General features: G+C 69.6%; 19 protein-coding genes. 12 read left to right on the forward strand and 7 right to left on the reverse strand.

Annotation, left to right across the window (positions count from 1 at the left end; genetic code table 11):
* The first annotated feature begins 38 nt into the window (after positions 1-38).
* Genes otsB through MWN33_RS14480 form a run of 4 tightly spaced genes read left to right on the forward strand, consistent with a single transcriptional unit; the run spans position 39 to position 5,103 of the window.
* Positions 39-818 (forward strand): trehalose-phosphatase, encoded by a 780-nt coding sequence (otsB, locus tag MWN33_RS14465; protein WP_247201745.1) that lies wholly within the window; start codon positions 39-41, stop codon positions 816-818.
* Complete coding sequence (locus MWN33_RS14470) at positions 815-2,611, forward strand: glycoside hydrolase family 15 protein (RefSeq protein WP_247201746.1); 1,797 nt, start codon at positions 815-817, stop codon at positions 2,609-2,611. Before otsB ends, MWN33_RS14470 begins: the two co-directional genes overlap by 4 nt.
* Positions 2,596-4,017 (forward strand): alpha,alpha-trehalose-phosphate synthase (UDP-forming), encoded by a 1,422-nt coding sequence (locus tag MWN33_RS14475; RefSeq protein ID WP_247201883.1) that lies wholly within the window; start codon positions 2,596-2,598, stop codon positions 4,015-4,017. Before MWN33_RS14470 ends, MWN33_RS14475 begins: the two co-directional genes overlap by 16 nt.
* A gap of 33 nt (positions 4,018-4,050) precedes the next feature.
* Positions 4,051-5,103 (forward strand): GGDEF domain-containing protein, encoded by a 1,053-nt coding sequence (locus MWN33_RS14480; RefSeq protein WP_247201747.1) that lies wholly within the window; start codon positions 4,051-4,053, stop codon positions 5,101-5,103.
* Here the strand turns inward: MWN33_RS14480 and MWN33_RS14485 are convergent.
* Positions 5,100-5,972 carry an aldose 1-epimerase family protein gene (locus MWN33_RS14485; protein ID WP_247201748.1) on the reverse strand — a complete coding sequence of 291 codons (873 nt, stop codon included), beginning with the start codon at positions 5,970-5,972 and terminating at the stop codon, positions 5,100-5,102. The two genes, MWN33_RS14480 and MWN33_RS14485, sit on opposite strands and share 4 nt — an antisense overlap.
* 123 nt (positions 5,973-6,095) lie before the next feature.
* Here MWN33_RS14485 and MWN33_RS14490 point away from each other — a divergent pair, with 123 nt between their 5' ends.
* The 3 genes from MWN33_RS14490 (at position 6,096) to MWN33_RS19085 (ending at position 8,020) form a co-directional block, all read left to right on the forward strand.
* Positions 6,096-7,520 carry an MFS transporter gene (locus MWN33_RS14490; RefSeq protein ID WP_247201749.1) on the forward strand — a complete coding sequence of 475 codons (1,425 nt, stop codon included), beginning with the start codon at positions 6,096-6,098 and terminating at the stop codon, positions 7,518-7,520.
* A 91-nt stretch (positions 7,521-7,611) separates the two neighbouring features.
* A complete protein-coding gene (locus MWN33_RS14495) occupies positions 7,612-7,791 on the forward strand; it encodes a DUF1328 domain-containing protein (RefSeq protein WP_247201750.1) in 180 nt (59 codons plus the stop codon).
* Positions 7,792-7,888: 97 nt separating this feature from the next.
* On the forward strand, positions 7,889-8,020 hold the full coding sequence (locus MWN33_RS19085; RefSeq protein ID WP_281493786.1) for a hypothetical protein: 132 nt from the start codon (positions 7,889-7,891) through the stop codon (positions 8,018-8,020).
* A gap of 30 nt (positions 8,021-8,050) precedes the next feature.
* On the opposite strand, the gene MWN33_RS14500 is transcribed toward MWN33_RS19085, so the two are convergent.
* The 3 genes from MWN33_RS14500 to dnaG form a co-directional block, all read right to left on the reverse strand.
* Positions 8,051-9,307: a glycoside hydrolase family 108 protein gene (locus tag MWN33_RS14500; protein WP_247201751.1), complete on the reverse strand. Its 1,257-nt coding sequence runs from the start codon at positions 9,305-9,307 to the stop codon at positions 8,051-8,053.
* Positions 9,308-9,468: 161 nt separating this feature from the next.
* Complete coding sequence (rpoD, locus tag MWN33_RS14505) at positions 9,469-11,469, reverse strand: RNA polymerase sigma factor RpoD (protein WP_247201752.1); 2,001 nt, start codon at positions 11,467-11,469, stop codon at positions 9,469-9,471.
* Between the two features lie 172 nt (positions 11,470-11,641).
* Positions 11,642-13,630 (reverse strand): DNA primase, encoded by a 1,989-nt coding sequence (gene dnaG, locus MWN33_RS14510; protein WP_247201753.1) that lies wholly within the window; start codon positions 13,628-13,630, stop codon positions 11,642-11,644.
* Positions 13,631-13,816: 186 nt separating this feature from the next.
* On the opposite strand from dnaG, the gene MWN33_RS14515 reads away from it, so the two are divergent.
* Positions 13,817-14,200, forward strand: a complete 384-nt coding sequence (locus MWN33_RS14515) for an ArsR/SmtB family transcription factor (protein WP_247201754.1) — start codon at positions 13,817-13,819, stop codon at positions 14,198-14,200.
* Positions 14,197-14,766: an SRPBCC family protein gene (locus MWN33_RS14520; protein ID WP_247201755.1), complete on the forward strand. Its 570-nt coding sequence runs from the start codon at positions 14,197-14,199 to the stop codon at positions 14,764-14,766. The genes MWN33_RS14515 and MWN33_RS14520 overlap by 4 nt, the downstream gene beginning before the upstream one ends.
* Before the next feature lie 22 nt (positions 14,767-14,788).
* Here MWN33_RS14520 and MWN33_RS14525 read toward each other — a convergent pair whose 3' ends face one another.
* The 3 genes from MWN33_RS14525 to MWN33_RS14535 form a co-directional block, all read right to left on the reverse strand.
* Complete coding sequence (locus MWN33_RS14525; RefSeq protein WP_247201756.1) at positions 14,789-15,097, reverse strand: AzlD family protein; 309 nt, start codon at positions 15,095-15,097, stop codon at positions 14,789-14,791.
* Positions 15,098-15,107: 10 nt separating this feature from the next.
* On the reverse strand, positions 15,108-15,884 hold the full coding sequence (locus MWN33_RS14530; RefSeq protein ID WP_247201757.1) for an AzlC family ABC transporter permease: 777 nt from the start codon (positions 15,882-15,884) through the stop codon (positions 15,108-15,110).
* Positions 15,885-15,982: 98 nt separating this feature from the next.
* Positions 15,983-16,441: a GatB/YqeY domain-containing protein gene (locus MWN33_RS14535; RefSeq protein WP_247201758.1), complete on the reverse strand. Its 459-nt coding sequence runs from the start codon at positions 16,439-16,441 to the stop codon at positions 15,983-15,985.
* Between the two features lie 248 nt (positions 16,442-16,689).
* On the opposite strand from MWN33_RS14535, the gene carA reads away from it, so the two are divergent.
* From carA to MWN33_RS14550, 3 genes are all read left to right on the forward strand, one after another.
* Positions 16,690-17,895 carry a glutamine-hydrolyzing carbamoyl-phosphate synthase small subunit gene (gene carA / locus MWN33_RS14540; RefSeq protein WP_247201759.1) on the forward strand — a complete coding sequence of 402 codons (1,206 nt, stop codon included), beginning with the start codon at positions 16,690-16,692 and terminating at the stop codon, positions 17,893-17,895.
* A gap of 115 nt (positions 17,896-18,010) precedes the next feature.
* A complete protein-coding gene (locus MWN33_RS14545; RefSeq protein ID WP_247201760.1) occupies positions 18,011-19,225 on the forward strand; it encodes a putative DNA modification/repair radical SAM protein in 1,215 nt (404 codons plus the stop codon).
* A 44-nt stretch (positions 19,226-19,269) separates the two neighbouring features.
* The gene (locus MWN33_RS14550) at positions 19,270-20,697 is read left to right on the forward strand and encodes a UdgX family uracil-DNA binding protein (RefSeq protein WP_247201884.1); all 1,428 of its coding nucleotides are present in this window, start codon (positions 19,270-19,272) and stop codon (positions 20,695-20,697) included.
* The last annotated feature ends 55 nt before the right edge of the window (positions 20,698-20,752 follow it).

Raw genomic sequence — 20,752 nt, forward strand, 5'->3', positions numbered from 1 at the left:
ACCTCAATAACACGAAACGGCGCGGGTATACCGAGAGAATGGCGAGCACACCAACCGCATCGGCGGACGGCCTCCGGCCGCTGCCCGAACCCGACTGGGCCCTGTTCCTCGATATCGACGGCACGCTGATCGACCACGCCGACCACCCCGAGGGCGTGAGCATTCCCGACGATCTGCCGGATCTGCTGACCCGCCTCCAGCTCGCGCTGGACGGCGCGGTGGCGCTGGTCTCCGGGCGCACCATCGACTGGATGGACCGCCGCTTTGCACCTGCGCGGCTCGCCGCCTCCGGCCAGCACGGCGCCGAGATACGCCTCGCGCCCGACACGCCGGCCGTTCCCATTCCCATGCCGAAATGGCGCCGTCCGCTGGAAGAGGCCCTCGTCGAGGTGCTGGCCAGCTGGCCGGGTGTCTTCGTCGAGCACAAGCCGCTGTCGCTGGCGGTGCATTTCCGCGCCGTGCCGCAATTCGGCGAGGAGATCATGCAGAAGGTGGTCGATCTCGGCAGCGGGCTGGACGGCTCGGTCGAGTTCCTCAAGGGCCGCTTCGTCATCGAGGTGCGCCAGGGCGGCCACGACAAGGGTACCGCCGTCGACCAGTTCATGCGCACGGCCCTGTTCACCGGGCGCCGGCCGGTGTTCCTCGGCGACGACGTGACGGACGAGGACGGCTTTCGCGCCGCCCGTGCCGCCGGCGGGCTCGCCGTCGCGGTCGGCCCGCGCGCCACCGGGCAGGCCGATTTCCATCTCGCCGGCCCCGCGCAGGTGCGCGACTGGCTGGAACGCATTCCCCACCGTCTGGAGAGCGTGGCCCCGTGAGTTCCTCCCTCGACCTCGCCGCCATCGGCAACGGCACCATCGCCGCCCTGATCGACGCCAACGGCCGCATCGCCTGGTGCTGCTGGCCGCGCATAGACGGCGATCCGGTCTTCTCCTCGCTGCTCGGCGGCACGGAGCCGGAGGCCGGCTTCTTCGAGGTGCGCCTCGAAGGTCAGGTGAAGGCGACGCGGCGCTACCAGCGCAACTCCGCCATCGTCGAGACGGTGCTGGAGGACGATCAGGGCGGCAAGCTGCGGGTGGTCGACTTCGCGCCGCGCTTCAAGCTCTACGACCGCATCTACCGGCCGGCCATGCTGGTGCGCCGGATCGAGCCGATCGCCGGCACCTGCCGCGTCACCGTGCGGCTGCGCCCGCATTTCGGCTGGGGCCAGCAACGCCCCAAGCCGGTGCGCGGCTCCAACCACATGCGCTTTTCCGGCGACGATTTCACGCTGCGCGCCACCACCGACCTGCCCATCGTCTACGTCACCGAGGAACGCCCCTTCGTGCTCAGCAAGGCGGCGACTCTCGTGCTCGGGCCGGACGAGCCCTTCGCCTCCAGCCTCGCCGACACGGCGCGCGGCTTCGAGGAGAAGACCCGCGACTACTGGGCCGAGTGGGTGCGCTACCTCTCCATTCCCTATGAGTGGCAGGACGCGGTGATCCGCGCCGCCATCTCGCTGAAGCTGTGCGCCTATGAGGAGACCGGCGGCATCGTCGCCGCGCTCACCACCTCCATCCCCGAGGCGCCGCACTCGATCCGCAACTGGGACTACCGGCACTGCTGGCTGCGCGATTCCTACTTCACGGTGCGGGCGCTGAACCTGCTCGGCGCCACGCGCACCATGGAGGACTATATCCGCTACCTCACCACGGTGATCGCCGCCGAGCCCTCGGGCCGGCTGGCGCCGGTCTATTCCATCGTGCCGGGCGCCCCGCTGGAGGAGCATTTCGCCACCGCCCTGCCCGGCTTCCAGGGCATGGGGCCGGTGCGGGTGGGCAATCAGGCGGCCGAGCAGGTGCAGAATGACGGCTACGGCCACGTCGTGCTGGCCGCGGCGCAGATGTTCTTCGACGAGCGGCTGCCCGGCCGCGGCGACCGCGCGCTGTTCGAACTGCTGGAGCGCGTCGGGGCGCGGGCGGTGGAGTTCGCCTTCGAGCCCGATGCCGGTCTCTGGGAGCTGCGCGGCCGACGCCGCGTCCACACCTTCTCGGCGGTGATGAGCTGGGCCGCCTGCGACCGGCTCTCGCGCATCGCCCGCGTGCTCGACATCCCCGAGCGCACCGCCTTCTGGTCCGAACAGGCCAACGAGATCCGCACCCGCATCCTCGCCTTCGCCTGGAACGAGGAGATGGGCAGCTTCGTCGACGCGCAGGAAGAGGGGCAGCTGGACGCCAGCCTGCTGCTGCTCGCCGAGCTCGGCTTCGTGCGGCCGGACGACCCGCGCTATGTCGCGACGGTGGAAACCATCGGCCGCGAGCTGAAGCGCAACGGCTATCTGATGCGCTACGCCGGCGAGGACGATTTCGGCGTGCCCGAGACCTCCTTCACCATCTGCTCCTTCTGGTACGCCGGCGCGCTCGACCTGATCGGCCGGCGCGAGGAGGCGCGCGAGATGTTCACCAGCCTGCTGGCCCGGCGCAACGAGGCGGGCCTTCTGTCCGAGGACATCGACAACCGCACCCTCGAACTGTGGGGCAACATTCCGCAGACCTATTCCATGGTCGGCCTGATCGACACGGCGATGCGGCTGTCCAAGACATGGGAGGAAGCGTTCTGGCGAGGCTCGTAATCGTTTCGAACCGGGTGGCGTCGCCGCGCGAGCGTGCCGCGAAGGCGGGCGGGCTCGCGGTCGCGCTGCGCGAGGCGCTGGGCACGCATGGCGGGCTGTGGTTCGGCTGGAGCGGCGAGACGCAGGTCAACCCGCCCGACACGCCGAAAGTGTTCCGCTCCGGGCGTGTGACCTACGCGCTGCTGACCCTCGACCCGGACGACCAGCGCGCCCATTACGCCGGCTACGCCAACGGCTCGCTGTGGCCGCTCTGCCATTACCGGCTCGGCGCCCTTTCCTTCCGCCGCGCCGAATGGGAAGGCTATCGCCGGGTGAACGAGCATTTCGCTCGCGCGCTCTTTCCCATGCTGCGGCCGGACGACATCGTCTGGGTGCACGACTATCATTTCATCCCGCTGGCGGCGGAGCTGCGCAAGCTCGGCTTCGGCGGGCGCATCGGCTATTTCCACCACATACCGTGGCCGACGCCGGAAGTGTTCCTCAGCCTGCCCTCGCATGCCGCGCTGGTGAACGACCTGTCGCATTACGATCTGGTCGGGCTGCAGACCGAGCAGGACGTGCGCGCCCTGCTGACTTACATCTCCTCCGAGGCGCGCGGCTGGATCGCGCCGGGCGGCGTGGTGGGGCTGCGCGAGCGGCGCTTCCGCATCGCCGCCTTTCCCATCGGCATCGACGCCGACGCCTTCGTGACGGACGCGCAGGCCTCCGTCGGCAGCGAGGAGGAGCAACGCCTCGCCGCCAGCCTCGGCGGCCGCCAGCTCGCCGTCGGCGTGGACCGGCTCGACTATTCCAAGGGCCTGCCGAGCAAGCTGGCCGCCTTCGGCGAACTGCTCAACCGCTACCCCGAGCATCGCTCGAAGGTGACGATGATGCAGATCGCGCCCGTCTCGCGCGGCGAGGTCGCGGAATATCGCGCGCTGCGCCGCGAGCTGGAGGAGCTGGCCGGCGCGATCAACGGCGAATATGCCGAGTTCGACTGGGTGCCGCTGCGCTACCTCAACCGGCCGTTCCAGCGGGCGACGCTGGCGGCGATCTACCGCAATGCCCGGCTCGGGCTGGTGACGCCGCTGCGCGACGGCATGAATCTCGTCGCCAAGGAATACGTCGCCGCGCAGAACCCCGACGATCCCGGCGTGCTCATTCTCTCGCGCTTCGCCGGGGCGGCGGACGAGCTTTCCGGGGCTGTGCTGGTCAATCCCTACGATGTCGAGGGCATGGCCGAAGCCGCCCATGCCGCGCTTTCCATGCCGATCGAGGAGCGGCGCGAGCGCTGGCAGGCCAATTGGGAGAAGGTGCGCACCAACACGATCCACAGATGGTGCGAGACTTTCATTCATGAGCTTGTGAATGCTGTTGACCAGTTCGACGGTCCGTCCGACCTTCTGGGCGAGGCCCGCCGCGGCTGAGCCGCGCAACGCGCGCGACCGTGAGGGATAGACATGTGGCGCATTCCCGAAGCTCCCGCGAACGAGGCCGCGCGGCTTGCCGCGCTGACCGCCTGCGGGATCATGGACACACCGCGCGAGGAGCGTTTCGACCGGCTGACCTGGCTGGCGCAGCACATCTATGACGCGGACGTCGCCTTTATGGGCTTCGTCGACGGCGCCCATCAGTGGATGAAGTCGGTGACATCGGAGGCCATTGCGCCGGTCGCCGAACGCCCCAAGACGGTGTGCCAGAGCGTGGTCTCTTCCGGCGAGCCGCTCGTGGTCGGCGACCTCCACAGCGACGAGCGCTTCGCTGGCCATCCCGCCCTGCCCTATCTCACGCTTCACTTCTATGCCGGCGTGCCGATCAAGCTGGCGCCCGATCTCGTGGTCGGCACGCTCTGCATCATGCGCGAGGAGGCGGGCGACGCCAGCGGCTTCGACATCGCGCCGCTGGAGGCGCTGGCGGCCATCGCCATCGACGAGCTGGAGCTGCGCACGCTCAACAGCGAGCTCTCGCGGCTCAGCCGCCTCGATCCGCTGACCGGCCTCGCCAACCGACGCGCCTTCGACGAGGAGCTGCTGCGCGCGGGCGCCCGCTGCCAGCGCACCGGCGAGCCGCTCTCGCTGCTGCTGCTCGACCTCGACCGCTTCAAGGCGCTCAACGACACCCTCGGGCATCAGGCCGGCGACGAGGCGCTGCGCGGCTTCGGGCGGGTGCTGCGCGCCGCCGCCCGCCGGGATGACACCGGCTGCCGTTATGGCGGCGAGGAGTTCGCCCTCATCCTGGCGGGCGCGGACGCGGAAGGCGCCGTCGCCGTGGGCGAGCGCATCCGCGAGGAGCTCGCCGAATGCGGCCTCTCCCACCCGCAGACCGGCCAGCTGACCACGAGCATCGGCGTCGCGACGGCGCAGGGACCGGCCATCGACATCAACGCGCTGATCGCCGATGCCGACGCCGCGCTCTACGAGGCCAAGCGCGGCGGGCGCGACCGCGTGGTGCCGGCCGCGCAGGCCGTGGCGCTGCGCGCCGCCCGCCAGCGCCTGCCGGACGGCGCCGGCTAGCGCCCGATATCCGGCAGCCAGCGCAGCGAGAAGCCGAAGCTCTTCGAACCGCCGGGCTGGATGTGGCTGAGGCCCGGCTTTTGCGTGAACTCGGCCGGCGCCTGTTCCGGCGTCGCATAGCCCGCCCATGGCTCGATGCACAGGAAGGGCGCGCCGGGCTTCGACCAGAGGCCCAGATGCGGCATGCCGGGGAAATCGACCTCCAGCCCCGGCTCGCCCGGCACGCCGTAGCGCAGATGGTGCGAGCGCAGGTCGAGGAAGATCAGCGCGTCGCGCGCGAACATCGCATCGGTCGGCTCGACGATGGTGTCGACCGCCGGATTGGCCTCGGTGGCGGTCGAGAGCAGGCCGCCGACCGGGCGGTGAATCGGCGCCGTCTCGGCCTTCTCGAAGATGAGCTGATGATCGGCACGCGTGCCGCCATAGGGCAGCGGCCAGCGGAAGGCCGGATGGAAGCCGACGCTCGCCGGCAGCGGCACGGCGCCGGGGTTCTCCACCGTCGCTTCCACGGTAAGCGTCGCCTCCACCAGCGTGTAGGTGACGCGCAGCACGAAGTCGAACGGGTACTGCCGGCGCGTCTCCTCATCCGCCCGCAGCACGAAGCTGGCGGAGGAGGAGGTGTGCGCTTCCAGCTCGAACATCCTCCGGCGCGCGAAGCCGTGCTGCGCCATCGGATAGCCAACGCCCTCATGCACGAGCTCATCGCCCGGCAGCCGGCCGACGATGGGAAACAGCACCGGCGCGCGGCCGGTCCAGAAGACGGGATCGCCGTTCCACAGCAGCTCGCGACCCTCCTTGTCCGTCAGCCGGACCAGTTCGGCGCCGAGCGCGGCGACCTCCGCCTTGAAGAAATCCGACGTCAGTTTCACCGTGGCCTCGACCATACCAATCCCCGTCTCGACAGAACCGCCGTTCAAGGTTAACCGACTCTCGGCGGAAGCTCGATTCCGCGGCGCAAAAATCCCTTCCTCGCCGACCTGCCGGGTGCATCGATGTCCAAGACCCTCGGACCCGTCGCCGCGCTGCTTCTCGGCGTGTTCTTCCTGGTGACGGGAAGCGGCCTGCAGAACACGCTGCTGCCGCTGCGCGGCGCCTTCGAGGGCTTCAGCGCCATCAATCTGGGCCTGCTCGGCTCGTCCTATTATCTCGGCTTCGTGGCGGGCTGCCTCGCCGTGCCGCACCTGGTGCGCCGCTCGGGCCACATACGCGCCTTCGCCGCGCTGACCTCCGGCGTGGTGGCGACGATGATCGCCCATCCGGTGTTCATCGACCCCATCGTCTGGTTCGTTCTGCGCGCCATCACCGGCTTCTGCTTCGCCGGGCTCTACCTCGTCATCGAGAGCTGGCTGAACGACCGCGCGACCAACCAGACGCGCGGCTTCGTCATGAGCGCCTATGTCATGGTCGACTATGCCGCGCTGACCGCCGGCCAGATGATGATCACGCTCTACCCGGTGCGCGGCTTCGAGCTGTTCTCGCTCGCCGCCATCCTGTTCTCGCTCGCCACTTTACCGGTGGCGATCACCTCGGCCGGCCAGCCCGCGCCCATCGAGACCGCGCGCATCCGGCCCGTGCGGCTGTTCCGCGCCGCGCCGGTGGCGATGGTCGGCTGTTTTGTGATCGGGCTCACCAACGGCTCGCTGTGGTCGCTTGGGCCGATCTTCGGCATCGGGCGCGGGCTGACCGCCGACGGCGCCGCCACCTTCATGAGCGCCGTGGTGGTCGCCGGCGCACTGGCGCAGTGGCCGATCGGCTTCCTGTCGGACCGCATGGACCGGCGGCGCATCCTTGCCGCGCTGTCGGTCGGCGGCCTGCTGTCGGGGCTCGCGCTCGGGGCGCTGCAGTTCGATCTAGTCGGGCTGAGCGTGCTCGGCCTGTTCTACGGCGCCCTGTCGCTGCCGGCCTATTCGCTGGCCGCCGCCCATGCCTATGACCGCACGCCGCCTTCCGACGCGGTGGAGACGGCGGCCGGCCTGCTGCTGCTCTACGGCATCGGCTCGGTGGTCGGCCCCTCGCTCGCCTCGCTCGCCATGCAGCAATACGGGCCTGGGGCGCTGTTCTTCTTCACCGCCGGCGCCTTCGCGGTGCTGCTGGTCTTCGTGGTGTGGCGCCTGTGCCGGCACGAGAAGGGGCGCAGCGTCGAGACGTCGAGCGAACCGATGGCCTCGGCGGCGACCGGCACCGTGCCGCGCCCGGAGCCCGAACTCGGCCCGGTGTCGCGCTTCCGCCGCTGGCGCCGGCCCGCCCCGCCGGTCAAGCCGCAGCCGCGCCCGGCGCCGCCGTTGCCCGTGGGCAAGACGCGCCCGGAAGCCGGTAGCGGCGCGCCGGAAAGCGGCAAGGACGGTGACAAGGACGGCGGGTCCGCCGGCGATCCGGACTTCCCGGCCGAGCAGGACGGGCGCTCCGACGGCGCCTGACGCGAATACCGGTGCTCGATGACGGCCCCGACGCGATTACCGGAAACTTCCGCGCCTCCCGGCGGTTGAAGCGGGGCAACAGGAGCGGGTCATGCTGAAATACGCCGTCATCTTCCTCATCGCCTCGATGATCACCGGGGCCATCGGCCTCACCCGCGTCTCGGCGCTCGCCCGGCGCATCTCGCTGGTGCTGTTCGGCCTACTCTTCCTCGGCTTCCTGCTGCTGGTCGGCTTCGCGCTGCTGATCGACCAGGCGGTCTCGACGCCCTGACGGCGCGCCAGCCTCTGCGGCCCCCCGCCTTGACATACCGCAAGGGCAGAGGGCCGCGCCGGCACTAGCCTCCCCTCACCATTTGAGGAGGAACGCCATGCCGACCGAAACCGTGATCTTCGTCGCCGCCACCCTCGCCGCCTTCGGCGGCTTCGCGCTGGTGCTCGCCTATGTCGACGTCAGCACCAAGGCGACCCGCCGGACGAACCACCCGCTGCCCGGCGAGTGAGCCCGAGCCTCGGCTGAGCGGCGGGCGGCGTCACGCCGCCCGGCTGAGATCGCCGGCCATGCGGATTGCCTCCTTCTCGACGGAACTGGTGCGGTTGCTCCAGCCCTTGCCGAAGGTGTCCCAGGTGGGAAGCGAGCGGTAGAAGTCGAGCCGGCGCTCCGAGAAGCGGCGGATCAGCTCGGCGGGATCGCGCGTGGCGACCGCCGCCAGCGTGACCGGGCCGACGGCGCCGTCAACCTTGGCGCCGACGACGGTCTGCAGCGTGCGGGCCGAACGCCCCGTGCCGGCGTTCACGCCGAAATCATAGACCACGAGATCGACGCCCGGCGGCAGGGCGTCGCAATTGAGCGGATTCCAGTAGCGCACCCGGTAGATCTCGCGCGCCTCCTCGACGGTCAGGTTGCGCACGTCCTCGACGCTCACATCGGTGTCGCGCCAGTCGCGCAGCGTCGCGAGGGTGATACCGAAATTGGTCGCCCCGCCCGGGTCCTTGGGGTGGTTGACGAAGCCACCCTCCGCCGCCAGCACAATATCGGCGCAGCGCTGGAACTTCGCCGCCTTGGGCGGCTCCGGCGTCGGCGGCTTGCGCGCCGGCCCGCCCTGCCGGGATTCCCCGCCCTCGGTCCGTTGCGTGCGAATGGCCTCCTGCGTCTGGTCGGCGAGGCGCTCCTGAAGCTGGAAGGAGGCCGTGTCCTTCGCCCGCGAGGAGGCGGACGAGCCCAGATGATAGCTCACCACCGTGGCGAAGGCGGCGACAAGGCCGCCGATGACGATGTTGATGATCTGCAGCAGCGGCCCGTCATGCGCGAAGGGCGACGTCACGCCGGCAGGTACCGGCTGGATCAGCACCCACAGGATCCAGAAGAAGCCGGCGACGATGACGAGGGAGATGACCACCGGCGCCCAGGCGAGCGGGTTGCGGGCGCTGGCGAGCGTCAGGAACATGTTGCGGGCGTCGCCGCGGTCCTTGTCGTCGCGCTCGCGATGCGCCATCGCCTCGGCGGCGGCGCGGCTCTCGCGCTCGATGGTGAGGCGCAGCTCCTCCAGCTCGGCCTGCCGGCGGTCCTCCTCGCCCTGCGCGGCGATGCGGGCAAGCTCCAGCTTCAGATCGTTGGCGACTACGGGATTGGCGATGATCTGCGCCTGCGCCTGCTCGGGCGTCGAGGCACCCGTGATCTGCTGAACCGCCTTCGCGACGGCATCGGTGATGCCGGCCGATTTCGGGCCGAGCACGAGCTTGAGGATTTCAGGAAAAAGCGTACCGGCGAGCACGACGAACGGATTCATGGCAGCCCCCTGCATTCAACCTTTAGTTGAATACAGAAATACCCGCTCGTCAAGGCTGCATCGCGACAGCCTAACGCCGCCACCCGTTGCGGCACAACGAAAAACGGCGCCGACCCTGAGGCCGGCGCCGTTCGAAATGGCTTGCGCAGAGGAGCCCGCCGTCAGTTGTCCAGGAAGCTCCGCAACTTGCGGCTGCGGCTGGGGTGCTTGAGCTTGCGCAGCGCCTTGGCCTCGATCTGGCGGATGCGCTCGCGCGTCACCGAGAACTGCTGGCCGACCTCTTCCAGCGTGTGGTCAGTGTTCATGCCGATGCCGAAGCGCATGCGCAGCACGCGCTCTTCACGCGGGGTGAGCGAGGCCAGCACGCGGGTCGTCGTCTCGCGCAGATTGCTCTGGATCGCCGCGTCGATCGGCAGGATCGCGTTCTTGTCCTCGATGAAGTCGCCGAGATGGCTGTCTTCCTCGTCGCCGATGGGCGTCTCCAGCGAGATCGGCTCCTTGGCGATCTTGAGGACCTTGCGCACCTTCTCCAGCGGCATGCCGAGCTTCTCGGCCAGTTCCTCCGGGGTCGGCTCGCGGCCGATCTCGTGCAGCATCTGGCGCGAGGTGCGCACGATCTTGTTGATCGTCTCGATCATGTGCACCGGGATGCGGATGGTGCGGGCCTGATCGGCGATCGAACGGGTGATCGCCTGACGGATCCACCATGTAGCGTAAGTCGAGAACTTGTAGCCCCGGCGGTACTCGAACTTGTCGACCGCCTTCATCAGGCCGATGTTGCCTTCCTGGATCAGGTCCAGGAACTGCAGGCCGCGGTTTGTGTACTTCTTGGCGATGGAGATGACGAGGCGCAAATTCGCCTCCACCATTTCCTTCTTCGCCTGCCGGGCCTCGCGCTCGCCCTTCTGCACCATCTGGACGATCTTGCGGAATTCCTGGATCTCCAGCCCGGTCTCGGTGGCCAGCGCGTGGATCTCGGAACGCAGGTCCTTGATGGCGTCGAGCTCCTGCCCGACGAAGCCCTTCCAGCCGCGCGAGGTCAGGTTCTTGACGCGCGCGATCCACTTCGGATCGAGCTCCGAGCCCTGATACTGCTTGAGAAAGTCCTCGCGGGCGACGCCGAAGCTCTCGCCCAGGCGCATCAGCCGGCCCTCAAGCGACACGAGGCGCTTGTTGATGTCGTAGAGCTGCTCGACGAGGTTGTCGATGCGCGCCTGATTGAGCGACAGCGACTTCACGTCGCCGATCAGCGTGTCCTTCAGGCTCTTGTACTTGCGGTCCTGCGAGGGCGACAGGCTCTCGTTCTTGAGCTTGGACTCGACGTTCTGGTCCTGCAGGCGGCGCAGCTTCTTGTAGGCGTCGGCGATGCGGTCGAAGGTCTCCAGGACCTTCGGCTTGATCTCGGCCTCCATGGCGGCGAGCGACAGGGAGTTCTCCATGTCGTCCTCGTCGTCGGCGATGGTCTCGCCGATGGTGGGCTCGCGCTCCTCCTCGCCGTCGGGCGCCAGCGAGCCGCCCTCGACGATGGGGCCGTTCTTCGCCTCGGGACCGGCATAGGTCGCCTCGAGGTCGATGATGTCGCGCAGGAGGACCTTGCCCTCCACCAGCTCGTCGCGCCAGATGATGATGGCCTGGAAGGTCAGCGGGCTCTCGCACAGGCCGGCGATCATCGCCTCGCGGCCGGCCTCAATGCGCTTGGCGATGGCGATTTCGCCCTCGCGGGAGAGCAGCTCGACCGAGCCCATCTCGCGCAGATACATGCGCACCGGATCGTCGGTGCGCTCGCCCGGCTCGGACTTGGTCTCCGAACGCACGACAGCGCGCGGAGAGGCCTCGGCGATCTCGCCGCCGGCCTCTTCCTCATCCTCGGCCGCCTCGGCGCCGGCACTTTCCTCGCCTTCGGCCTCGGCTTCCGCCTCCTCGGCCTCGACGACGTTGATGCCCATCTCGTTGAGCATCGCGTAGATGTCCTCGATCTGGTCCGAGGTGTTCTGGTCGGAGGGCAGAACCTCGTTCAGCTCGTCATAGGTCACATAGCCGCGCTTCTTGGCGAGCTTGATCATCTTCCGGACGGCGGCGTCCGAAAGGTCGAGCAACGGGCTATCCGGGGTGTCGCCATCCTTCTCGGGGGCTTCCGTCGCTTCCGCTGCCTGCTTCGCCATGCGTGTGCTCCTCAAGCGCCGGGCGACCGACCGCCCCGGCGTGCGACGGCGTCCTTGCGGCGCCGTCCTTCGATCGTTCAACCCCGCATCCCGCCACGGCGGTGGAGAGACGCAAACGGGGCCACACGCCCCACACATGATGGACATGCGCGGGCGGGCGACCCAGGGACCTCTACATCGACCGCGCCGGGCGACCCGACGCAGCGCCGAACCCCTCTACCAAAGCTTCAGTTCCGTCAAGTGCCGCGAGCTGACTTTGTACATCGAGAAAGCGTGCCCAGTTCATCTCGGTGGGCTCCTCGGCGAGGCGTTTCTCGGCTTCCTTAAGCTCACTAGATAGGGCGTGGCCGCGCCGGTGCAAGACCATCCGCTGGTGCCACCACAGCTCGACATCGGCCGGCGCGGCATCGGCGAAGGCGGGCCAGTCGTGCCGGGCGATGGCGGCGCGGGCGAGGCGCGCGGCAAGCGGGGCGAAGCCCTGCGCCTCCAGCCGGGCGGCGAGATGCGTGGCGTCCTCGGTCTCGCCTTCCATATGGGCGTCGATGAGCGCGCGGCGCAGTTCCGCCGCCTCCCGGTTCTGGAACGACAGGCCGGCCAGTTCCTCGGCGCAGCGGTCGATGAGCCAGGGGTGGTTGATCAGCGCGAAGAGCAGCAGCGCCTCGTTGCGCGGGATCTCGCTCGCCGCCCCGCGCACCAGCGCCGAATGCCGCATCGCCTCGCCGGCCGGCACCCCGGCGCCCGGCCGACCCGGCGCCTGCCGGCGCCCGCCGCGCGCCGCAAAACCGCCGCCGCGCCCCTGCGCGCCGAACCCCTTGGTGCCGAACCCCTTGGTGCCGTAGCCCTGCCCACCCTGCCATTCACCGCGCCGGCCGCCCTCGCCATTCACGATGGCGGGGGCGAACAGGCGGCGGAAGCGGTCCATCAGCTCGGCGCGGTAATGCTTGCGCACCGTCTCGTCGGCGATGACGCGCACGATCTCGCCGATGCGCGCCTCCAGCGCGGCGCGGCGCTCGGGCGTGTCGACGCTGGCGCTCTCGATCTCGCGCGACCACAGCACATCGGCGAGCGGGCGGGCCTGCTGGAGCACCGCGTCGACCGCCTCGCGCCCGCCGGCACGCACGAGGTCGTCCGGGTCCTGCCCCTCGGGCAGCAGGCCGAAGGAGAGACTCACGCCCGGCTTGAGGTGGGGCAGAGCGAGATCCATCGCCCGCCAGGCGGCGCGCCGGCCGGCCTTGTCGCCGTCGAACAGCAGCACCGGCTCAGGCGCCATTTTCCACAGCAGTGCGAGCTGCTCCTCGGTCAGCGCCGTGCCGAGCGGGGCGACCGCACCGGCAAAGCCCGCCTCGACCAGCGCGATGACGTCGACATAGCCCTCCGCCGCGATGACGGTGGCGCCGTTATGGGCGGCGGCGCGGGCGTTGAAGCCGTTGTAGAGCAGCGAGCCCTTGTGGAAGAGCGAGGTCTCCGGCGAGTTGAGGTACTTGGCCGAGACCTCCTTCTCCAGCGCGCGCCCGCCAAAGGCGACCACCCGCCCGCGCAGGTCGGTGATGGGGAACATCACGCGGTCGCGGAAGCGGTCATAGGGAATGGCGATGTCTTCGCCATGCACCAGCAGCCCGGCCTCGATCATGTCCTCGACCGGCACGCCCTTGGAGCCGAGCGCCTCCTTCAGCGCGAAGCGCTCGGGCAGGGCGTAGCCGAGGCGGAAGCGCGCCTGCGTCGCCGGGCCCAGCCCGCGATCGGCGAGATAGCCGCGCCCCTTGGCGCCGGCGCGGTTCTGCAGCACCGCCTCGAAATATTTGGCGGCGAGCTCCATCACCTCGTGCAGCGTCTTGCGTCGGCTCTCGCGCTGTTCCTCCTCGCGCGACTGCACCGGCATGGGCAGGCCCGCCAGCGAGGCGAGGCGCTCCACCGCCTCCGGGAAGGGCAGCCCCTCGACATCCATCAGGAAGTCGAACTGGTCGCCGTGCTTGCCGGAGGAGAAGCAGTGATAGAAGCCCTTCTGGTCGTTGACGTAGAAGGAAGGCGTCTTCTCGGGGTTGAAGGGCGACAGCCCGCGCCACTCGCGCCCCTGCTTCTTCAGCTGCACGCGTTTTCCCACCACCTCCGAGACCGGGAGGCGGGCGCGTATCTCGTCGAGGAACGAGGGCGGGAAGCGCATGTCGGAATCGGTTCTCCGGTCGGATGCCCCTTCTAGCAGGCAAGAGGCAGGCCGTTTGATGACGCGCCGCCGCCGATGTGGCGCACGGACGGCGATCCCGCAATCCCCGCAATCCACCGGCGGAAAAATCGCGAGATGCTCAACCAAATGGTTGACATTCGCCGGGGCCGATGAATATTAAACCACATGGTTGAACATGTAGCCCACGTCGCCGCGAGCCGGCTCGATCACGTCTTCCACGCCCTCGCCGATCCGACGCGGCGGGCCATGCTGAACCATCTCGCCAGCGGCGAGCGCACGGTGAGCGAGCTTGCCGAGCCCTTCGCCATGTCGCTGGCCGGCGCCTCCAAGCACATCAAGTCGCTGGAAGCCGCCGGGCTGGTGATCCGCCAGATAAAGGGCCGGCAGCATCTGTGCCGGCTCCAGCCCGACCGCCTCGCCGAGGCCCATCAATGGCTCAGCTTCTACCAGCGCTTCTGGACCGAGCGGCTCGACGCCCTCGACGCGCTGCTGCGCCAACCCGATCCCGATCCCGTGCTTCCCGTCAAAACCAAGGGAGACGACACGTGAACGCCAACACCCATAATACCACTTCCCACCCCGCCAACGGCTACGCCACCCGCGAGGCCGCCGACACGCTGCGCTTCGAGCGCCTTCTGCCCGGCCCGGTCGAGCGGGTCTGGGCCTATCTCACCGAACCGGAAAAGCGCCGCCTCTGGCTCGCCGACGGACCGATGGAGCTGAGGACCGGCGGCGCGGTCGATCTCGTCTTCCGCAATGCCGAGCTGGGCGGCAACGTGCCGCCGCCGGAGCGCTTCGCCTGCCATGCCGGCGAAATCCGCAATCCGGGCGTGGTGCTCGCCTGCGAGCCGAACCGGCTGCTGCGCTTCACCTGGGAGGCCGGTTCGCCCTCCGAATCGGAAGTCACCTTCGAGCTCTCCCCGCGCGGCGAGCGGGTGCTGCTCACCGTCACCCATACCCGCCTTGCCCGCCGCAGCACCCTGCTCGGCGTCGCCGGCGGCTGGCACTCGCACCTTGCCCTGCTGGAAAGCGAGCTGGGCGAGGGCGAGCGCCCCTCCTTCTGGCCGCTCGTCGTCCGCTACCGCGAGGAGTACGAACAGCGCCTGCCCGAATAGCCGTCTCTTTAGTGCCGCCGCGTCAGGTCGCGCCCATATAGGCGCGCCACAGCGCGGCGGCGAGGATGCCGAGCGCGATGGCGGGCAGCGCCTTGCGCAGGACCAGCGTGCCGAGAATGGCGACGCCGACCGCGACATAGGCCTCGGTGCCGCCGCGCACCGTCGCCGGCACCACCAGCGCCACCAGCACCGAGCCGGCGAGATAGCGCAGGAACGCCTCCACCCGCGCCGACATCGGCACGAAGCCGACCGCGAAGATGCCGCCGGCCCGCGTGCCGTAGGTGACGAGGGCCATGGCGAAGACGACGAGCAGCGCGTCGGTGGTGCTCATGCCCGCCTCATCATGCCCGCTTCATCTCGTCGCGCACCAGCCCGGCGAGCCCGCCCGCGAGCCCACCCACCAGCACGTGCCAGTTCGGCGGCAGGAACCACACCGCCGCCATCGCGGCGAGGCCGGCGACCAGCCACGGCAGATCGTCGATCCGCCCGCGCCGCAGCCCCACCAGCGTGGTGGCAAAGAAGGTCACCAGCACGAGGTCGAGCGCGTAGTTCTTCACGTCGTCGAGGGTCAGCCCGCCGGCCACGGCCCCGATGATGGTCGACCCGACCCAGGTGAACCACATCATCAGGCCGCCGCCGAGGAGATAGCCGAGGTCGCGCTCGCCGCGCCGCTCGGCCGCGATCAACGCCGCCCAGTTGAGGTCGCTCAGCAGCGTCATCGCGCCGTAGACCTTCCAGGCCGGCAGGCCGCGGCACAACCCGCGCAGCGAGGCGCCGAGCAGGATATGTCGGGCGTTGATGGCGAAGGTGGCCACCAGCAGCGGCAGCCACGGTATCGGCGTCTTCCACAGGTCGAGCACGGCGAACTGCGAGGCGCCGGCATAGACGATGGCGCTCATCAGCGCCGCCAGCCAGCCCTCCAGCCCATGGCCGCGCGCGGCGATGCCGAAGGCGACGCCGAACACGAAGACCGGCGGCAGCACGGCGAGGATCGCCTTCGCCCCGCGCCAGCATCCGGCACACGTGAAGGTCGCGGTAGCCGACGCCTGCGCGGCACCGGCGGGCGTGCCGCCATCGGCCGCGCGGGCCTGCGGATCGGGGGAGGAAGCGGACGACATGACGGGCGCGCGGCTGGAACGAAGGCTCGGAAGGTTCGGCCCGGCCGGTTGCTCCGGCGGGAAAATTCGGCCCGGCCGGCGGCTCCGGCCGGGACAGGTCAGCCCGCCGTCAGCAGGGTCTTCACCGTGCCGCTGGCCTTGGCGAAATCCATCACGCCCGTGTAGCGCTCCTTCAGCGCCGCCATGGTGCGGCCCATGTCCTTGAGCCCGTGCGCGTCGATCTCGGCGATCACGCCGGCGATGGCGGCCTGCGATTCGGCCTCGGTGAGCTGCTTGGGCAGGAAGCTCTGGATGACCGCGATCTCGTCGCGCTCCTGCGTGGCGAGCTCGGCGCGGCCGTTCTCCTCGTAGACCTTGGCCGATTCCTCGCGCTGCTTGATCATCTTGGCCAGCAGGCCGAGCAGCTCGTCGTCGGAGAGCGGGTCCTTGCCGTGGCCGCGCGCGTCGATGTCGCGGTCCTTGATGGCGGCGTTGACGAGGCGCAGCGTGCCGAGCCGGACCTTGTCCTGCGCCTTCATGGCGTCTTTCAGCGAATTGTTGATCTGGTCGCGCAACACGTTCCTAGGCCTTCCTGCCATTGGCGAGGCTGCGCGCCGGAACCTGCTGTCCCGGCCGCACCGCTGCTCGCGAGCCGATTGAATGTCCGCCCCCTGCCCCCGCCCCGGGCGTCCGGAGGGCTGCCGCGGGCCCGGCCGACCTTCCGGCGCAGCCATCCGCATTTCGAGAACCAGATACGCAGCGTGAAGGCTGGCATCCGGCGCGGCAACCGACTAATTAGGGCACACAACGACAGGGAACAAGTTCAATGAACGGTAGCGCTGATCAGCACTCCGGCGGCGACGTGTGGGCCGAGCCGCTCCCGACCGCCCTCCTCGTGCTGGCCGACGGCACCGTGCTGGAGGGCTTCGGCCTCGGCGCGACGGGCCACGCGGTCGGCGAAGTGTGCTTCAACACGGCGATGACCGGCTATCAGGAAGTCCTGACCGATCCTTCCTATGCCGGGCAGATCATCACCTTCACCTTCCCCCATATCGGCAATGTCGGCACCAATGAGGAAGACATCGAGACGATCTCGATGGCCGGCGCCTCCGGCGTGCGCGGCGTGGTGCTGCACTCCGCCATCACCGATCCCTCGAACTACCGCGCCACCCGCCATTTCGACTCCTGGCTGAAGGCGCGCGGCATCATCGCCATCTCCGGCATCGACACCCGCGCGCTGACCGCGCTGATCCGCGACGGCGGCATGCCGAACGCGGTGATCGCCCACGCCCCGGACGGGAAGTTCGACCTTCCGGCGCTGAAGGCGGAAGCAGCGGGCTGGCCCGGCCTCGTCGGCATGGACCTCGTGCCGATGGTCACCTCCGCCCAGCGCTTCACCTGGGACGAGACCACCTGGAGCTGGCCCGAGGGCTACGGCACGCAGAAGGCGCCGGCCCATCACGTCGTCGCGGTCGACTACGGCGTGAAGCGCAACATCCTGCGCCTGCTCGCGCGCGCCGGCTGCAAGGTCACCGTGGTGCCCGCCACGACCTCCGCCGAGGAGATCCTCGCGCTGCAGCCCGACGGCGTGTTCCTCTCCAACGGCCCCGGCGACCCGGCCGCGACCGGCGAATATGCGGTGCCGGTGATCCGCGAGATCATCGCGCAGGGCGTGCCGACCTTCGGCATCTGCCTCGGCCACCAGATGATCGGCCTCGCGGTCGGCGGGCGTACGGTGAAGATGCACCAGGGCCATCACGGCGCGAACCACCCGGTCAAGGACATGACCACCGGCAAGGTCGAGATCACCTCGATGAACCACGGCTTCGCGGTCGACCGCGACAGCCTGCCGGCCACCGCGCAGGAGACCCATGTCTCGCTGTTCGACGGCTCGAACGCGGGCATACAGCTTACCAACAGGCCGGTCTTCTCGGTGCAGTACCACCCCGAAGCCAGCCCCGGCCCGCAGGACAGCCACTATCTGTTCGACCGTTTCGTCGAGCTGATCGCGAACACCAAGAAGGCGGCCTGAGCACCGCCTTGCTTTCCCGCCGTTTCCCGCCCCGGTCGCGCGCCGGGGCGGCGGTATCGCCGCAGGGTTGACCGGCGAAGAAGAGAACATAAAGTGAACGCGGGAGGATTTCCGCGTGGACGACACCCTCAGGACCAAGCTCGGCATCCTCGCCGACGCCGCCAAATACGACGCCTCCTGCGCCTCGTCCGGCGCGCGCGGGCGCAGGGCGGAGAAGGACGGCATCGGCTCGACCACGGGAATGGGCATCTGCCATTCCTACACGCCGGACGGGCGCTGCGTGTCGCTGCTGAAAATCCTTCTGACCAATTACTGCCTGTTCGATTGCGCCTATTGCATCAACCGGCGCTCGTCCAATGTCCGCCGGGCGCGCTTCTCGGTCGAGGAAGTGGTCGCCATCACCCTCGGCTTCTACAAGCGCAACTACATCGAGGGCCTGTTCCTCTCCTCCGGCATCATCCGCTCGCCGGACTACACGATGGAGCAGATGATGCTGGTGGCCCGCCGGCTGCGGCAGGATCACGGCTTCGCCGGCTATATCCACCTCAAGGCCATTCCCGAGGCCAGCCCCTGGCTGGTGGAGCAGGCGGGGCTGTGGGCAGACCGGCTGTCGGTGAATGTGGAGCTCGCCTCCGACATCAGCTTGAAGGCGCTGGCGCCGGAGAAGGACGCCCCTCGCATCAAGGCGACGATGGGCCAGATGCGCGAGCGCATCGCCGAGGCGCGCGGGGAAAAGCGCCGCTTCGCCCCCGCCGGCCAGAGCACGCAGATGATCGTCGGCGCTGACGCCACCACCGATGCGTCGGTGCTGGAGACGAGCGCCGGCCTTTATGGCGGCTATGGCCTCAAGCGCGTCTACTACTCGGCCTTCAGCCCGATTCCCGAGGCGAGCCGCGTTCTTCCCGTGAAGCCGGCGCCGCTGCGGCGCGAGAACCGGCTCTACCAGGCCGACTGGCTGCTGCGCTTTTACGGTTTCACGGTCGACGAGATCGCCGCCGGCGGAGCGGACGGCATGCTCGACCTCGACATCGACCCCAAGCTCGCCTGGGCGCTGAAGCACCGCGAACAGTTTCCGGTCGACGTCAACGCCGCCGACCGCGAGGCGCTGCTCCGCGTGCCGGGCCTCGGCGCGCGGGCGGTGGACCGCATCCTGCGCGCCCGGCGCCAGACACGGCTGAGGCTGGACGACGTCGCCCGCCTCAGCACCGGGGTGCGGCGGGCACGCGCCTTCCTCATCACCGCCGACCATCACCCGCTCAAACTCACCGACCGCGCCGACCTGCGCGAGCGGCTCGCCCCGCCGGCGCGGCAGCTGGAGCTGTTCGCGTGAGCGCGCCCTCCCCTTCGCGCGCGGCGGACGCCAGCCGCGCGATCATGCTGCGCTACGGCGCCGACCACGCGGGGTTCCGCGCCGCCGTCCGCGCGCTGGTGGCGCAGGGCGTTTCGCCGGACCGCGTGGTGTGGCGGATGGCGGCAGCGGCGGAGTCTACCGCCGAAGCGGGCAGCGTGGACCTGTTCGGCACCGCCGCGCCGGCAGCCGCGCCCGCCGATGCCCCGCCCCTCTCCCTGCCGCGCGCGGTCGCGAACCTCGTCGACCTCGTGCTTTGCCACCGCGACCCCACGCGCTTCGCTCTTCTTTACACGCTGATCTCTAGGGTGCTTCACGGCGAAAGGCAGCTCGCCGACAACCCCGCCGACCCGCTGGTGCATCGCCTCGGGCACATGGCGAAGGCGGTGCGCCGCGACATCCACAAGATGCACGCCTTCGTTCGCTTCAAGGTGCGGGGCTCGGAGAACGGCCGGGAGCGCTACCTCGCCTGGTTCGAACCCGAGCATTTCATCCTGGAGGCCGCCGCGCCGTTCTTCCGCACCCGCTTTCCTGCCATGGACTGGGCGATACTGACCCCGCTCGGCACCGTCGGCTGGAACGGCGACGCCCTCGCCTTCGGCCCGCCGGCGAGCCGGCCGCCTTTGCCGGAGGGCGACGGGTTCGAGGAAGGCTGGCTCGCCTATTACGCCAGCGCCTTCAACCCCGCCCGCGCCAACCCGGCGATGATGCGGAACGAGATGCCCAGGAAATACTGGCCCAATCTGCCGGAGGCGCGCATCATCCCCGCGCTGCTGGAAACCGCCCCGGCCCGCGTGGCGGAGATGCTGGCGCGCGAGGCCGCCGCGCCGCGCAAGCGCGACCCGGAAAGGGCGGTGGCGGCCATGGCGCGTCAGGCACCCGCAAATCTTGAAGAACTGAACGCGGTGATTGCTTCCACCCCGCCCTTCGTCGCCGGCGGCACCTGCGCCGTGCTGGGCGAGGGCCCGCTCAACCCGCGCCTCGCGCTGGTCGGCGAGCAGCCGGGCGACCAGGAGGACGAGGCCGGCCGCCCCTTCGTCGGCCCGGCCGGCCAGCTGCTGATGAAGGCGCTGGGAGAGGCCGGGCTGACGCGCGAGGCGGTCTATCTCACCAATGCGGTGAAGCACTTCAAGTTCGTCCAGCGTGGCAAGCGCCGGCTGCACCAGAAGCCCACCGCCGGCGAGGTGAAGCATTATCGCTGGTGGCTGGAGAAGGAGCTGGATTTCGTGCGCCCGCGCCTCGTCGTCGCGCTGGGCGGCACGGCGGCGCTCGCGCTCACTGGGAAGGCGCTGGCGGTGACTCGCGAGCGCGGCCCGCACCGGCTGGGCGCGCATGACGGATATGTCACCTTCCACCCCTCCTATCTGCTGCGCCTGCCAGACGAGGCCGCCCGGCGCGAGGCCTATGCCGCGTTGGTGGCTGACCTTGCCACAGCGAAGGCGCTGGCGGCGTGAGGGCGGCGCCTCGCCCGGCGACGGCGGGAACCCGCGCGGCGGCTTTGCCCTTTTC

The sequence above is a fragment of the Ancylobacter koreensis genome (genome assembly GCF_023016525.1).
Taxonomy (GTDB): domain Bacteria; phylum Pseudomonadota; class Alphaproteobacteria; order Rhizobiales; family Xanthobacteraceae; genus Ancylobacter; species Ancylobacter koreensis.

Excerpts from the sequence above, each read along its gene's own strand:
- otsB (WP_247201745.1), top strand. The coding sequence starts at position 39 with ATGGCGAGCACACCAACCGCATCGGCGGACGGCCTCCGGCCGCTGCCC.
- MWN33_RS14480 (WP_247201747.1), top strand. The coding sequence starts at position 4,051 with ATGTGGCGCATTCCCGAAGCTCCCGCGAACGAGGCCGCGCGGCTTGCC.
- MWN33_RS14490 (WP_247201749.1), top strand. The coding sequence starts at position 6,096 with ATGTCCAAGACCCTCGGACCCGTCGCCGCGCTGCTTCTCGGCGTGTTC.
- MWN33_RS14495 (WP_247201750.1), top strand. The coding sequence starts at position 7,612 with ATGCTGAAATACGCCGTCATCTTCCTCATCGCCTCGATGATCACCGGG.
- MWN33_RS19085 (WP_281493786.1), top strand. The coding sequence starts at position 7,889 with ATGCCGACCGAAACCGTGATCTTCGTCGCCGCCACCCTCGCCGCCTTC.
- MWN33_RS14500 (WP_247201751.1), bottom strand. The coding sequence starts at position 9,307 with ATGAATCCGTTCGTCGTGCTCGCCGGTACGCTTTTTCCTGAAATCCTC.
- rpoD (WP_247201752.1), bottom strand. The coding sequence starts at position 11,469 with ATGGCGAAGCAGGCAGCGGAAGCGACGGAAGCCCCCGAGAAGGATGGC.
- dnaG (WP_247201753.1), bottom strand. The coding sequence starts at position 13,630 with ATGCGCTTCCCGCCCTCGTTCCTCGACGAGATACGCGCCCGCCTCCCG.
- MWN33_RS14515 (WP_247201754.1), top strand. The coding sequence starts at position 13,817 with ATGGTTGAACATGTAGCCCACGTCGCCGCGAGCCGGCTCGATCACGTC.
- MWN33_RS14525 (WP_247201756.1), bottom strand. The coding sequence starts at position 15,097 with ATGAGCACCACCGACGCGCTGCTCGTCGTCTTCGCCATGGCCCTCGTC.
- MWN33_RS14530 (WP_247201757.1), bottom strand. The coding sequence starts at position 15,884 with ATGTCGTCCGCTTCCTCCCCCGATCCGCAGGCCCGCGCGGCCGATGGC.
- carA (WP_247201759.1), top strand. The coding sequence starts at position 16,690 with ATGAACGGTAGCGCTGATCAGCACTCCGGCGGCGACGTGTGGGCCGAG.
- MWN33_RS14550 (WP_247201884.1), top strand. The coding sequence starts at position 19,270 with ATGCTGCGCTACGGCGCCGACCACGCGGGGTTCCGCGCCGCCGTCCGC.